Origin of the sequence: Butyrivibrio sp. VCB2006 (assembly GCF_000420945.1) — a bacterium.
Taxonomy (GTDB): Bacteria; Bacillota; Clostridia; order Lachnospirales; family Lachnospiraceae; genus Butyrivibrio.
The window spans coordinates 81,638-96,049 of record NZ_ATVX01000009.1; the positions used below are offsets into that span (position 1 = coordinate 81,638).

General features: G+C 42.1%; 16 protein-coding genes. 11 read left to right on the plus strand and 5 right to left on the minus strand.

Translation table 11 applies throughout. From position 1 onward, the window contains the following. The first annotated feature begins 35 nt into the window (after positions 1-35). Both G613_RS0110340 and G613_RS0110345 read left to right on the plus strand, forming a co-directional pair. The gene (locus tag G613_RS0110340; RefSeq protein ID WP_022770729.1) at positions 36-935 is read left to right on the plus strand and encodes a DMT family transporter; all 900 of its coding nucleotides are present in this window, start codon (positions 36-38) and stop codon (positions 933-935) included. 115 nt (positions 936-1,050) lie between these two features. After that, positions 1,051-3,273: an EAL domain-containing protein gene (locus G613_RS0110345; RefSeq protein WP_029232576.1), complete on the plus strand. Its 2,223-nt coding sequence runs from the start codon at positions 1,051-1,053 to the stop codon at positions 3,271-3,273. Positions 3,274-3,327: 54 nt separating this feature from the next. On the opposite strand, the gene G613_RS0110350 is transcribed toward G613_RS0110345, so the two are convergent. Beyond that, positions 3,328-3,798, minus strand: a complete 471-nt coding sequence (locus G613_RS0110350) for an RpiB/LacA/LacB family sugar-phosphate isomerase (RefSeq protein WP_022769249.1) — start codon at positions 3,796-3,798, stop codon at positions 3,328-3,330. Positions 3,799-4,160: 362 nt separating this feature from the next. On the opposite strand from G613_RS0110350, the gene G613_RS0110355 reads away from it, so the two are divergent. The 3 genes from G613_RS0110355 to G613_RS0110365 all read left to right on the plus strand — a co-directional run bounded on the left by G613_RS0110355 (position 4,161) and on the right by G613_RS0110365 (position 5,511). Continuing rightward, a complete protein-coding gene (locus tag G613_RS0110355; RefSeq protein WP_155828067.1) occupies positions 4,161-4,586 on the plus strand; it encodes a hypothetical protein in 426 nt (141 codons plus the stop codon). 20 nt (positions 4,587-4,606) lie between these two features. After that, positions 4,607-5,065, plus strand: coding sequence for a DnaJ domain-containing protein (locus tag G613_RS18660; protein WP_026489094.1), 459 nt, complete (start codon positions 4,607-4,609; stop codon positions 5,063-5,065). A 179-nt stretch (positions 5,066-5,244) separates the two neighbouring features. Then, positions 5,245-5,511, plus strand: a complete 267-nt coding sequence (locus tag G613_RS0110365; RefSeq protein WP_029232577.1) for a PspC domain-containing protein — start codon at positions 5,245-5,247, stop codon at positions 5,509-5,511. A gap of 356 nt (positions 5,512-5,867) precedes the next feature. Here G613_RS0110365 and G613_RS0110375 read toward each other — a convergent pair whose 3' ends face one another. After that, entirely contained in the window at positions 5,868-6,176 is a 309-nt protein-coding gene (locus G613_RS0110375; RefSeq protein WP_022769245.1) for a hypothetical protein, read from the minus strand. 89 nt (positions 6,177-6,265) lie between these two features. Continuing rightward, positions 6,266-6,592: a hypothetical protein gene (locus G613_RS0110380; protein ID WP_026523002.1), complete on the minus strand. Its 327-nt coding sequence runs from the start codon at positions 6,590-6,592 to the stop codon at positions 6,266-6,268. 348 nt (positions 6,593-6,940) lie between these two features. On the opposite strand from G613_RS0110380, the gene G613_RS0110385 reads away from it, so the two are divergent. After that, positions 6,941-7,777 (plus strand): DUF5688 family protein, encoded by an 837-nt coding sequence (locus G613_RS0110385; RefSeq protein ID WP_081647148.1) that lies wholly within the window; start codon positions 6,941-6,943, stop codon positions 7,775-7,777. A 64-nt stretch (positions 7,778-7,841) separates the two neighbouring features. Then, the gene (locus G613_RS0110390; RefSeq protein ID WP_022769241.1) at positions 7,842-8,174 is read left to right on the plus strand and encodes a hypothetical protein; all 333 of its coding nucleotides are present in this window, start codon (positions 7,842-7,844) and stop codon (positions 8,172-8,174) included. A gap of 556 nt (positions 8,175-8,730) precedes the next feature. Here the strand turns inward: G613_RS0110390 and G613_RS0110395 are convergent. Next, positions 8,731-10,446: a hypothetical protein gene (locus tag G613_RS0110395; RefSeq protein ID WP_029232578.1), complete on the minus strand. Its 1,716-nt coding sequence runs from the start codon at positions 10,444-10,446 to the stop codon at positions 8,731-8,733. Positions 10,447-10,561: 115 nt separating this feature from the next. On the opposite strand from G613_RS0110395, the gene G613_RS0110400 reads away from it, so the two are divergent. Genes G613_RS0110400 through G613_RS0110410 form a run of 3 tightly spaced genes read left to right on the plus strand, consistent with a single transcriptional unit; the run spans position 10,562 to position 12,283 of the window. Next, positions 10,562-11,242 carry a DUF4417 domain-containing protein gene (locus G613_RS0110400; protein ID WP_029232579.1) on the plus strand — a complete coding sequence of 227 codons (681 nt, stop codon included), beginning with the start codon at positions 10,562-10,564 and terminating at the stop codon, positions 11,240-11,242. Continuing rightward, a complete protein-coding gene (locus G613_RS0110405; RefSeq protein WP_022769237.1) occupies positions 11,229-11,744 on the plus strand; it encodes a YwqJ-related putative deaminase in 516 nt (171 codons plus the stop codon). The genes G613_RS0110400 and G613_RS0110405 overlap by 14 nt, the downstream gene beginning before the upstream one ends. Continuing rightward, complete coding sequence (locus G613_RS0110410; protein ID WP_022769236.1) at positions 11,741-12,283, plus strand: hypothetical protein; 543 nt, start codon at positions 11,741-11,743, stop codon at positions 12,281-12,283. Before G613_RS0110405 ends, G613_RS0110410 begins: the two co-directional genes overlap by 4 nt. A 71-nt stretch (positions 12,284-12,354) precedes the next feature. Here the strand turns inward: G613_RS0110410 and G613_RS0110415 are convergent, their stop codons facing one another. Continuing rightward, on the minus strand, positions 12,355-13,587 hold the full coding sequence (locus G613_RS0110415; protein ID WP_029232580.1) for an ATP-binding protein: 1,233 nt from the start codon (positions 13,585-13,587) through the stop codon (positions 12,355-12,357). Positions 13,588-13,855: 268 nt separating this feature from the next. Between G613_RS0110415 and G613_RS19495 the strand changes: the two genes are divergently transcribed. After that, positions 13,856-14,128 carry a hypothetical protein gene (locus G613_RS19495; RefSeq protein ID WP_155828069.1) on the plus strand — a complete coding sequence of 91 codons (273 nt, stop codon included), beginning with the start codon at positions 13,856-13,858 and terminating at the stop codon, positions 14,126-14,128. Positions 14,129-14,412 lie beyond the last annotated feature (284 nt).

Genomic DNA, 14,412 nt, shown 5'->3' on the forward strand with positions numbered 1-14,412 from the left:
ATAAAGAGTGCAACTGCGAAGAAAGCGCAGAAAACATGAAAGAGATAAATATCAAAGGCATTCTTCTTACAATAATCGGAGCAGCTTGCTGGGGGTTGTCCGGATCCGTGGGGCAGTACTTATTTGACGTTCAGGGGATGGACAGCAGATGGCTGGTGCCGATAAGGCTTGGAGTATCGGGAATACTCATACTGATTTACTGTTTTATAAAATATGGTAAAACAACTCTTAATCCCTGGAAGACCAGAAACAGGGCGGTTCTTATGGTCGTATATGGCGTTCTGGGCGTATCGGCCTGTCAGTTCCTGTATTTCCTTACGATTGAGCTGTCAAATGCAGCTATAGGAACGATTTTACAGGATCTGGCACCTCTTTTTATTCTGGGATATACCTGCATAACCATGAAAAGAAAGCCGGGGGCTTTTGAGGTTATATCAATCATACTGGCGATGCTTGGAGTATTTCTTTTAACTACTCATGGAAGTATAGATAACATGTCTGTCTCAGCGCCGGCGCTTATTGCAGGAGTCGGAAGTGCGTTTTGTGTTATGGTCTACAACGTTCTTGCACCAAAGCTTTCAGATGACATACCGGTCATTGTGGCCCAGGGATGGTCATTCCTTATGGGAGGCATCGCAACTGCGCTGTTATTCAGAACATGGACTATAGATTATAAGCCAGGATTTATGGGCTTACTTGGTATCGCTTTTGTTGTTGTCATAGGAAATATCTGCGCTTTTACTTTGTATATCAGTGGTGTGAAGCAGATAGGCCCACAAAAGGCAATCTTGTATAGCTTCGCAGAGCCAATAACTGCAGCAATCATTTCCGTTACTGTGCTTGGAACGTCGTTTACTGTATTTGATGCATTGGGATTTTTGTTGATCTTTGCTATGCTGTGGCTTATAACATTGTTTGGTAAAAAACAAAGCTAAAATAAAGGATTGCTTTTATCGTTTTGTTATTCATATTTTATCGAATATTAACATAATAATGATAGAATTAAATATGAACATTTAAGGCAAAGTACAACGATAAGGCGAGTGTATCATGAAATCAAAAAGGATCTATACTACTATCAGCATAGCCCTCCTTTTCCTGGTAATCTGTCTGGGCGTCTTTTTGACGCCTGTTTTTGCTTCGTCTGATTCTCCTGCTACAGTATTTACAATTGGTGTGCCTGTAGATAGATGTCCTATGTTCTATCTTGATACAGCCACCGGCGAGATTGCAGGAATCGGCGTTGATCTTATGGAATCCGCTGCCAAAGAGGCTGGTTTCAATGTCACATTCAAAGCTATAAGTGAATCAAATCTTAAGGAAGCCCTTGATAGTACTGAGTACGATCTTGTTATGCCCTTTGGAAGTGCTGTTTCAAGTGCATCTGGTCAAGCGACCATCGTATCGGACAATCTCATCCAGACCCCATTTACCCTTGTGACTACAGATAAGCACTCTATTTCTGACATAAATACCATCAGAGTAGGCATGCTAAAATCACAGGGCGGAGTAGCAGAAACTGTAAAGCAGTTATACCCTGGAATAACGATAAACCTTTACAATTCCATGGCTGATTGCATTAAAGCGCTTAGAAATGAAGAGGTAGATGCACTTTTACATAACTCATATGCGTGGAGCTATGTGCTTCAAAAGCCATCCTATAAGGATCTTAAAGTACAGCCTTCTGCCATGTTTTCCATGGATTTTCGTGCCGGAACTCTTGAAACCCCCGAGGGAAGAAAACGCATTGAACTTCTAAACGAAGGAATTGCAGCTATTCCTGAAACCAAAAAGCAGGCTATAGCCCTTGATTACACGACCAGAGATCTTTATGTGTATACTTTCGGAGACTATCTATTCCAATATAAGTACTTCCTTATTGCTGGGACCATCCTTTTTGCTGCCCTTGTTATAATGCTTGTCTTAAGACAGAAAGCATATTTTGAAGAGCAGAAGGAAAAGATGCGTCTAATGGAGGATATTGATCCTCTCACCGGTGTACTTAGTCACAATGGTTTCCGTAAAAAGGTAGAGGAACTTCTTACCAATAATCCTGACACACCATATACGATATCTTATAACAACATAAAAGACTTTAAGTTCATCAACGACAGCTTTGGATGGAAGGCCGGAGATGAGCTGTTAAAATTTTGGACTGAGAGAAGCCTTGAAGTACTTACCGATAAAGAAGCTATAGGAAGGTATGATGGAGATCATTTTGTTATCCTTCGATGTATTGGCGGCAATGAACAGATTCTTCAGGATGAAAAATATATTTTGACTCCTGTTCGCAATTATTTTAGCGATCGTGGAAAAGACTTTGTTGTAAGGCTCTGCTCTGGTATTTATGTTCTTATGCCTGATGACTATAAAGACATAAACGTGGATAAGATGCTTGATTATGCCCGCATTGCAGAAAGAAAAGTCAGAGAATCCAAGAAAGAAGGATTTGAGTTTTATAACCCAAAGCAGTGGGACATGGGAAGGAAAAGTGCTGGTATCGCAAGTCGCCTTCCTGCAGCTATTGAGTCTGGGGAAATACAAGTATGGTATCAGCCACAGGTCAACTATAAGACTGGGATGATAACTGGTGCAGAGGCTCTTTGCCGCTGGAAAAGCAAGAAGGATGGAAACATTTCTCCGGGAGAATTTATTCCGGTTTTGGAAGATGCTGGGCTTATCTATGATCTTGACTGTCACGTTTGGGACACTGTGTGTAAAGATCTAAAACGATGGAATGATCAGGGCAGACAACTGTGTGTATCAGTAAACCTATCAAGACTTGATATAGTAAAGAACCCTGATGTAGCCGACCACTTTAATACATTAAAAGAGTTCTATAACCTATCGCCTGGTCAACTTCGTATTGAGATAACGGAAAGCGCATATGTCGAAAACTCCGATACCATCATCAAAACAACAACCAAACTTCGTGAAGCAGGCTTTGAAGTTGAAATGGACGACTTTGGAAGTGGTTACTCATCACTGAATATGTTAAAAGAAGTTATCCTTGATCGCATAAAGCTTGATCTTCGATTTATTACCGGTTCAGGCGACCAAAAGATGGGTCGGACAATACTTAGCTACATGGTCCAGATGATCCATGCTATTGGAACTTCTATTATCGCAGAAGGTGTTGAGACACTGGAACAGGCTGATTTCCTCGGAAGTCTTGGATGTGAGGAAATGCAGGGATATTATTTCTACAAGCCTATGCCGGTAGATGAGTTTGAAGCATTAACAGCATATCCCTCAAAGAAACAAAGTCAATAGAAACTAATGCCAGGCAAGGGAACACCTCTCATGCCTGGCATTATTGTTGTTTCGTTAAATAATCTGATCAAGGGGTACACAGTGCTTGTCGTTTATGTCACACACTTTTTTGACTCTGTTTCTGTACTTCTCTTCCATGAGTGGCGCAGTGTTTAGCCATGTCTTTACAACCTCCATAGCCATAAGACCGCCAATTATCTTGGCTCCAAGGCACAGGATGTTTGAATCCGTATGCTGGCGAGCTAATGTGGCACATAAAGGATCCTGGCATACGGCGGCATAACAGCCATTTATCTTGTTTGCAATAAGGGCGCTTCCATAGCCCACGCCATCACAGAAAATGCCTCTCTCGCACTCCCCTTTAGCAACTGCAAGCGCTGCAGGATATACAAAGTCAGAGAGATCACAGCTCTTTTCATCATAGGTCCCGAAGTCCTCAACTTCATAGCCTTCTTTTATGAGATAAGCCTTGATTTCGTTCTTCATTGCGGTGCCAGCGTGATCGTTTGCCATAGCAATCTTCATGGGTTAGCCCTCCTAAGCTTTTCTTTGATTATATCATGGGCTAAGCCTGGTATGTAGCTTGGCAGACTTCCAGGTATTAGATTCATGTTTTTAAAGTTGGTTTTAGGTTGAAGCTGTATTATATGGCTATAAGGATATACAGATCCTTACCCCACACATACTTTCATAACACTTTTGGGCTGCCTTCGTGGTAGCCCCACCTCTCAAAATTAGTCAGGAGAGCCAGGCTCTTATCATAAAAGAGAAATAAGACATCAGTTTTCGCTGATGCGGATATGTAAAAGCATATCGATGAAGCATAGAATAATACAAACAGAGCATTGTAAGGAAAATCAATGCCGATGATAAAAGAGGTTAAAGATATGGACAAGATCAGACAATTTGGTAATCAGATGCAGTACAGGATGGCACAGTTCATGTATGGCCGCAACGGGTTTGATACACTGGCGCGGACATGCAATGGAATAGCGATCTTTCTGTTGGTAATAAACCTGTTTGCTCAGAGCAGGATAGTATATCTCTTGTGGCTTGTATTCTTTTCTTATGCATGCTTTAGGGTATATTCAAGAAACATATCTAAAAGATATGCTGAGAATCAGAAGTTCCTTAATATGACTGAGGTTCCAAGAAGATATGTTAAGCTATTTAAACTTCAGTGGCATGACAGAAAAGTGAGCAGATATTACATCTGCAAGAACTGCCATCAGCAGATAAGAGTACCAAAAGGAAAGGGCAGGATTGAGATCAGATGCCCTAAGTGCAGCGAACGTTTCATTAAAAAGACCTGATCGGTCTGGAGGATAATGTTATGATGATGGATCCCTACAAGGTTCTTGGAGTAGCCCCGGGGGCTTCAGAAGAAGAGATCAAAAAAGCACACAGAACGCTTGCGAAAAAGTATCATCCGGACTTGAATCCCGGAAATGCAGCAGCTGCTGAAAAGATGAATGAGATAAATGCAGCTTACGATATTCTTACAAAACCGGGTGCTGAGAGATACAGACAGGCACAGACATATACGCAGGAGCGTACCTATGCCGAGAAAGAGGAGACTCCTTTCGAAGAGTACGGAACATACTGGCAGTGGGGTACTCAGGATCTTGGCAGAGGCTATAACAGACCGGAAGAGAGCTGGAATACCTGGAACAACTGGACCGGTTGGAACAGGACTCCGGTATATGGCACCTCCATTCTTGGAAAGATCTTCAGATGGTTTATCATCCTGCAGCTACTGTCAATGTTCTTCAGGATGTTCATGTTCTTTTAACGATAATGAAATGAAGTCAGCTGATATGCATTCTTTTATGTGTATCAGCTTTCTTTTGCGAAAAAAGAAAAATAAGGATAGGCTTTTCTGCTAACCGGATATGTATTACCAATATGGGCAGACATATAATCATCTCATAAGAACAAAACAACCAGATTCATTTATAAGAGGTGTGGGTTATGACTGAAAAGAGATTATATAAAAGTGCAGATAAAAAGATATCAGGTGTATGTGGTGGAATTGCTGAGTACTTCGGCATAGATCCTGCAATCGTAAGGATCATCTGGGCATGCACATTCCTGTTTACAGGCGCTGGGTTAATTGCATACATTGTTGCAGCAATAGTGATGAATGAAAATCCTGGATATGAGGAAGATCACAGCGAAGACAGGTACACATATTCTTATGACTCAGAAACTATCAAAGGCTTCAAGCCGGAAGTATAGTTCTGTTCATATATCAGGCCCTCTGGTCAGATGACCAGGGGGTTTTTTATGTTTTTAGGTAATTTATAGGTTTGTACGGTATTGTGAACTTGTCAGGGGACATGGGTCCGCCTGATCACACACATTCATAACACATGGGTCGCCCTTGATTGGGCGGCCACCTCCAGACTTTACGCCTCACTTATGTGGGGCTTTTTTCATGAAATGGCGGTGCTATATTGCGAAAGCACCGGAGCTTTTGCTTTGTGGCACCACTTTTAAGGGCATGGAAGGCGCGGAAGGGGAGAAGTAGAGCGCGCCTTTTATCCTATAAGGGAACCCCAGACACCCTCGCCCGTTCCCTTAGACCTTCCCAATTATTCTTCGTCCCAGTCGTATTTAAATTCGTAGCCGTCCTCTGGCTCGCCTATCTCATAGCCGAGTTCATCGGATAGCTTCTCTTTTAATTCCGCGAACCAGTCGTCCCATATTTCCTCTGGTACATCTCCATAGAACTGGATCCCTGAAGGCTCTACTGAGGCTTCTATGTTTATTCCTTCTCCTGTCCAGAGTGGAGTATCTGAAGTCTCGTCATAGTATTCCATGCTTCTATAGACCTCATCTATCTTTTCCCATACCCAGTCTGGTGCTGTATAGTGGATGTTCAGGTTTGCATTTACTATCATGGGGCCTCCTTACAATGGGTTTTTGTCATATTCTTATAATGCGTTTTTTATTCCTTCTCTTTTTACTCTAGCATACTATTTGACTTTCTCTATGTTCTTTCTTTTCTTGTGGTTCTATTATTTTCTCTAATATGCTTTCTTATAGATATTCTAATACATTCTTTTGCGGGGCTTTTTGCGTGGGTTTTTGCATTGGATTTGCTTACAAGAGATCTTTTTTCTGGATCATTTGTGTACCATTCCGAGCAGCTTCGCAGGTCTGCCCGAGCTCCCAGACCAATATGCCCCTGACTTCCACCAAGGAAGTCTGAATACGTGGCATACAAGGAATTATTATAGTCCCCTTCTCCAACGGGTTCCCGGGGGAACCCCCTCTTTTTTCGTGCGTATTTTCCTGGTGCTTTCCTGCCTTTCATGTATAAATGCACTTTCCCAGTCCACCGCCTATCGGTTTGCTGATGTGCATCGTAACAGTGTCAGTCCCACCAGCAAGGGCTGCCCTACGGCGTCTCGCTTACTTGTCCCTTGCAGGTGGTCCTGCCACCGTTCCTGAAGATGCACGCAAACCCGATAGATAGGCGATGAACTCAGAAAGCACATTTATTAACACATGAAAGGATGGAAAAAAGCACATGGAAAATATCGCACGAAAAAAGGATCGCTCCCCTCCAGAAAAGCTCAGAATCTTGAAAGCACATTTCAAGGGCTTTGAAAGCCTGAAAACAGAAAACCAAAATCAAAACATATATAAGGAGAAAATGACAATGATTACAAAGAACATGATTATCGAGGGACTTGAAAACAGAGGTTACATCGTGGATGCACACACTTGCATCAAGAATGGAATTGAGAAAGAGGGTCTTTGCATCAAGAAGAATGCAGATGATACAATCGCACCCACTGTTTACGCTGATGAACTTATCGAGAGAGCAGAACTTAGCGGAATGGGAGTTGAGCAGGTCATTGACAGTGTTGTTGCCATGATTTCAAGGGAGTTTACTTTTGACGTTGAGAAGATTAACGACGTGGAGTATTTCAAGACCAATGCACGCATCGGAGTGCAGAGAGAGGGCAGCGAGGACCTTGTAAAGAGACCCACACAGTTTGAGGGCATCGAGGAATACATCTACATTGCTGATGAACACGAGGGAGAGAGCTTTTCAATCAAGGTAAGACCGCAGATGCTCGATATGTGGAGGATTGACGAAGAGACCGCTTTTGTAAGGGCAGAGGAGAACACCCACAAGGACACAAAGATAACACCACTTGGCGATGTGATAAGGAACATGATGGGCGATGATTTTGCTGATGAATTTGGAGAGGAAGCAAACAGTGTTGCGCCGATGTATGTTATCAGCAACAAGAGCCAGGTCAAGGGAGCAAGTGCGATGCTCGATACAAAGGCAATCAAGGAACTTGCGGACAGAATAGGGGTTCACGAGTTTGTACTTCTTCCGAGCAGTATCCACGAGTGCATCTTGGTTCCCAAGTTTGAGGATATGAGCCTTGATGTATTCAATAACATGGTAACAGAAGTCAACGAAACGACTGTTGACCCCATGGACAAACTCGTTGACAGAGCATATCTTCTGACCGCATAAGGCTAAAAAGACATAAAGCAGGGAGAGGGGAAACCCTCTTTCCTGCGGAAAGGAGAACGAGGAAATGACAAACGAACAGATTATATTTAACAACCGCATGGAACTTATGAAAGAGGGTATAATAGGAACCACCGGCAAGAACATCGTTATCGAGGATGAAGAGGGAAGAAAGACCCTCACCAAAGAGCCGGAGCAGATACACACATACATGGAATGGAAAAGGCGGGGTTACACCGTAAAGCACGGAGAAAAAGCCGTTTCCGAGATCCCCATTTGGAAGTGCATGGGAGGACATAAAGGAAAGGAGGGAGAAGAACAGGGGAAGATGTTCATGAAACAGGCTTTTTTCTTTAAGGCATCCCAGGTAGAGCCGACAGAAGAGAGCAAGGCAGTTTAATACGGAGAAAAAAATGCAGCGGGCGGGAATTTATCACAGAAATCCTTTTGGCACCTGGCTGCATTTTTTGGTGGGGGAGCCGAGCCTGCCCTTTCCCCCACGCCCCCTTCCCCACACGGATAGCTGGTCCGCGGAGCGGGAGAATTTAGTGCGTCCCAGCTATCCGTGCATCGGGCGGCGATGGAGACGGGAGAACTAAGTTCGCCGCCCGAATAAAGTCAGGAACCCCCCGACACCCCGGCCATAAAGAAGACTGATAGGCCGCGCCCGGTTCCCGACACCCTCCCCAGGCAACGCCCCGCGGGGGCTAAAAAGCAGAAGATAGCCAGTCTGCTAAAAGGGTATGATCAGATGCATCCTGGCTATCAGATGCGGCGGGCGGCTATTGAAAAGGGAGAATTAAGCTCGCCGCCCGAACAAAGTCAGGAACTCCCCCGACACCCTGGCCATAAAGAAGACTGATATGACACGCCCGGTTCCCGACACCTTCCCCACAAGGGCGTATGATAGAAAAGAATAACGGAGATGTCTGGGCAGACATCTCCGCGTAGATAGGTTAATTCTTTGCTTTTTTGAAAGAGGATAGTTCTTTTTCAACAGTTTTACTAGGGATCATCCCGCTTTTGTATATTACTGCGACTTCGGCTAGGACGGTTGCTGAGTTTTGCTTGAATGAGATTTTATTAGAAACCCAGCACATATTATATTCATTATGAAATGTAATCGTTTTGCCAAATAATTGTATATATTCGAATTCGGAATCCCACTTTACAATCTTATTTTCCTTTATAAGCTGCCTAAGAACTTTCGTATCTTCTGCCGTGCATTTCATTGTTACGTTTTGATTTGTTAGTCTAACGAATCCTTTGTCGATGATAGTATATAAAGCTTCTGCAAAATATGCATCATCACGTTTCATATCCCGGACATCAAAAACTGTTCTATATGTCGCTTCGATTTTATATACTTTCTTGAAAAAATCGAGAAGTTTAAGGGAATCATCTAACAGTGTTTCGTTATCTGAAGCAAAACTCGTGGTGGAAATAAACTCTGTGTATGCTCCTTTATTTATACATTTATAGAAAGTCAGTTTTTCTGCGGCTTTCATCTTGGATAGCGTTGAGTAGTATCCTATGTTGTCTAATGAAGAGCTGGGATTTTTGATATTTATCTTGAGAGTGGTCTCTGATCTAGTGATATCCTTTTTTATCTTTGGAACTTTGAATATGATGCTCATTACTATGTGTGGGTCGTCATCAGATGTGAATGATGCATAAATACTGTCACCCTGTACTTCGCGTTCTATCTTATAGTTGTATAAAGGAAGTATGGTTTCTCCATATTCATTTCTAAGTTCAAGCGGAAGAGTGTTTCCTGTAGCTTGGATGAACAGCACGCCTGGGCATGCTGGGATGGCGGAATCATCGTATTGTGCTGAATACATATCCGGTAGCAGGGTTGATTCTCCGACAAATAGTTTGTTTTCTATATGCCTTAATAGGTTTTGGGCATAGTCATATATATCTAAGCTACAGATTGGTAATTCTAGTTTTTTTCCTGAGAAAACAAGATAACTGAATAAGGAATCAAAATTTTCATACTCATCAGGGAGGGAGTTCTTGGCAACTTTGAGCCGCAAGATAAACGAGTGACGAGGATCTTTTGCTGTTAAAGACACATTGTAGTTTTCGCTAGGTATATTGAAACTCAACATTTGCCCAAGATTAATTGGCTTTGAGGGTAAATTGCCTTCAATAGAACGCAAGCGATCGTTGATCTGTTTAAGATAGCTTTGATCATTTTCTGTTGCCATCGCGCCGTCCATCGAAGTCATTGGCTTGGCTCTGTTGCTGACGCTTAGACAGTACATGAAAGTATGTGCAAGAAATAAGCCTTCCTCATTTTCTTTGTAAAGATCAATATACTCCTTTCGTTTGATATCGCTTATAACAAATGAAGTCTGAATCGCATTGTATATTTCTTTACTCCAATCATGACCTGTATGCGGGTTTAGTTTTGGAACAATTTCTTTAATAAAGTATTTCTCATAAAAAGCAATAACTGTTTTCTTCTGGACGATATCTACTATTGATCCATCGACGTCTTTTGATCTGTTTACCAATCTGGAAAAGTAAGTGTCACTGAAGTCGATATTCAGATTGAATCTTTCGTTTAATGGTGAAAAGAGCAGGGTTGCCTCATCAAACTGAGTGCTTAATCCGCTGATTCTACCATGTGCTGCTTTTATATAAAAAGAAATGTTTAAATCCATATTTTTTCTCCTTGAAAAAAAGATGCAAAAACTGTGCAAAATCAATGCAAGTACATTTTTACCCTTCTATTTTAGCCTAGAAATATGAAGTTCACCAATAAAGGAGGGTATGCAAATGAAGAAAAGAAGATTCGATATGGATGATGGTTTTAGGCCTGAGATTGTGGAGGGGGCTAGGTTTGAAGGAATATTGGAGATATCTGTCATAGAAAAGCCTGATCAAATTGTAATTCCAGAAAGCATTGTCCCTTTTAGTCGTGTCACAGCGGAGATAATTGGCAACACAGCTCTTTGCTTTAATGACATGGATGTTATCTTTGCGGATGTTATACGCAGGCCAGAAGAGTATATGGAAGTTATCGATAGGTATCCAATTGTGATAAGCCCAGATGTGTCGATGTACAGAGATCAACCCCTGTCTACGCAGATAATGAATGTATATCGGAATAGAGCTATAGGTTACTATTTGCAATCAAAGGGAAAATATGTCGTACCACAGATTCGCTGGGGAGATGAGAGGACATACACAAAGATGGTACTTCCTGAAAAGGTGGCATTTCTTGGAGCACCGAGGAATAGCATAGTTATGATTAGCCCATATGGATGCATCCAGGGGAAGGACAATAAGATGCATTTTAAAAACGGGCTTTATGCGATGCTAGAGGAGCTTGAACCGCAGGTTGTCTTAGTATATGGAAACATGCCTGATACAGTGTTCGCGGAATATCTTAAGTATACGCGATTTGTTCACTTTGAGGATTATACATCCAGGAGGTGCAAAGATGGGAAGCGGTGAAGGAGGAAGATATTCCGGTACAAGTGGAGCTAAGGCTGGCAGAGGTCCCTTTGCTAGGGTTATGCATTCGCGTGTAAGTAGTTGGGCAAATAAAAAGGCGTCTTTCTTAGACGGAGTATCGAAACGACAAAGAGATAAGTTTACTACGGCGACAGTAGTGTATGACGAATCTACCGGAAAGTATTATTATGGAATGAATAGGGGAATTCAGATAGACAACGATAAGAAAAATCCTATTTTGTTTGGGGACGGTAATCGAAAAGGAATTCTTCCAGAGAAGTCGCTGAATCAGTACTCGGTGGGTAACTGTGCAGAAGTGCATGCTGTGAATAAAGCATTGAATGCGGGCGCCAATCTTAAAGATTTGCATATTACTACTATTCACACAACAAAGTCTAGCATGGGGGATCCCAAGAGAGCATGTGAAAACTGTACATATACATTTAAAGGGAAAGTAAAACATAATAATACTGGTTGGTATAAAAAGGAGACGGGAAAATGATTAGAGAACAACTGGCATCAATATCTATGAATGGACGAATGGCATATGGCATCATGTGTGTAGAGCAGTTTCTTTTATCATTATATCCAGACAGGGATTGGACTATCCTTTCGGAACAGATGTGGCCGGTAACCAATATGTTCTGGGATGAATGGAATGAAAGATTTATGGAGATAATTCCTAAGTATCTCTTTGAATTTGAAAACTACAAAGAAGCTGAGTTTGAGTATTTGTCTGAAAATGATTATGCAGAGTTCGTGAAATTGTATTCTGGAATATCTGATGGGGAAAAGGAAGATGTTTCTGACCCTGTTAATTTCTTGCTCTTGGCCTTATACCGCATTGAAGAAGTTTATGCATATGCGAGCATACCTGGGAAGGGCGAAGAGTGCTTGGATATTCTCGATGAAATGATGTCTGTACTAAATGATGCATCCGTAAAATTGCCGGATGTAAATAAAGTGGCGTTTTCATCATTTGATGAAAAGAATGGATGGGGAGAGTCCTTTGAAGGGCGAGACTTGTCATTTGTATTATGATTATTTGGAATACAAGTTGGGCATTTCGGCCAAAATCCGATTGAATCGGATTTTGGCCGAAATGCTTTTCTTTATATATACCACACAGGAACTATCAGGTTATTACTGTCTACTGCTGAAAGCTCAGGTTTCATGCATATAATCGCGCCAGAGCCTCTTGGTGTTGTTGCTTTGTCTAATACTGAGAAAGCACCTACCAGCTCAGTGCCGGGATTGACCGATCTTTTGACCTCTATTGGATGGAGCATTCCATCACTTTCAAGGATCATATCCACTTCTTTATTGTCTTTATCCCTGTAATACCAGAAGAGGCAGTCCTTGGCTGCGTTTTTATAGGATTTGATGATCTCCATGACAACGTAGTTTTCAAGGATGTGTCCTGCCAGGGCGCCGTTTGCAAGGATCTCCGGTGATGAATATTTTGTCAGGTAAGCCACAAGGCCGGTATCAAAGAAATACAGTTTTGGTGTCTTGATTGTTCTATGGAGCAGGTTGTTGCTGTATGGCCGAAGCAGTGTGATGATCTCTGACTTTTCCAGTACCTGTAGCCAGCGCTTTGCGGTATCATCGTTTATTCCGACGTCTCCTGCTATGGCATGTACATTAAGCACCTCGCCTATCCTTGATGCAGCTGACCTTATGAAGTCCTGAAATAAGAGCTTGTCTACTCCCTGGATCAGGTCGCTTACATCTCTTTCGATATATGTCTGGATGTAACTGCTGTAGTAAACATCCCTGTCAGAAAACTTTCCGCTGATAAGACCGGGCATCCCGCCCATCCAGATGCGTTCATATATTTCATCTAGTGTTGCCGGAGCATGTGTCTTTTTACGCTTCTTAAGTTCGTTAAGATCAACAGAAAATGGCCTGGAGTCATCTTTTCCATATGCCTCGTGCTGGGAAAGTGGAGGGAGCCTTAGTATCGCTACTCTTCCTGCTAATGACTCCTGCGCCAGGTCCATGAGCTTGAAGGCTTGAGACCCTGTCAGCCAGAATGATCCCGGGGCAGCACCCTTGTCTATTGCGATCTTGATATATGAAAAGAGCTCAGGAGCATACTGCACTTCATCGATCATGACAGGAGGTTCGTGGATCTGCAGAAACATTGCAGGATCTTTCTTGGCAAGAGCACGCTCTTCCAGATCATCTAATGTGACGATCTCCCTTTCTTCTCCACGTTCCTTCATGATGGTCTCGAACAAAGTGCTCTTTCCGACCTGTCTTGCACCTGTGATCAGGATGGCCGAGTATTCTTTGTTAAGCTCTATTATCTTGGATTTAAGATCTCTTTCGATATGTCTCATGATAAATCCTTTCGGCTAAAATATGATTCAATCATATTTTAGCCGAAAATGATTGCCATATCAATAGGGGTGGGATATTAACAATTTGTTCAATCTATGTTAAAGGCATGTTAATGCTCTTTTGATACCATGTCTTTAGACAGTTAAGCAAATACTTTTTCTTTTTCATAATCGGGCGGCGCCAGAAGGCACCGCCCACCTCCTTTTTATGGGGAGATGGGAACTGCTATCAGATAAGAGATGATATACGAATGTATATGAAAGTGATATGCATTTGTATATAAAAGATGAAAACGAAGATACCTGGGATGACAGGCATCTTCGTTTTTTGCTAGGTAAAAAGCACCGCTCCGGGGTGCGTATGATCTTGTTGGTGTCAGAATATTATAACTGCAAATGCTGCAAACAGGCTGCTTACAATAGCAGATGCAGACGCGATCATAATGACCTTTTCTTTGACAGCAGATACGTCAAAGTATTTGTTATGTATCCTTATGGTATTTATGATCTTTGGGGAATTCTTGTGATAGTAACAGGTTGATGAATTTGAACTGTACATGGGCATGTCCTCCATTGTACGAAGGAAATAAACTTACCTTGTGACTCGAAACAATGAAACAAAAATACAATATCTTGTGTCCTCTAAGAGCATTATATACTAGATATTCTAAAATTAGTGTTAACAATTCGAAAGAATTTATTAAACGTTTTAGCAGTGATAATGCAGGGTGGCATCGTCTTTTTTTACATGACCAGGCTGCTGTCGCGCCATTTTGATAAGATGGCTCAAATACTTTTTGAAGGGAAATAGCTATGGAAGAGCGG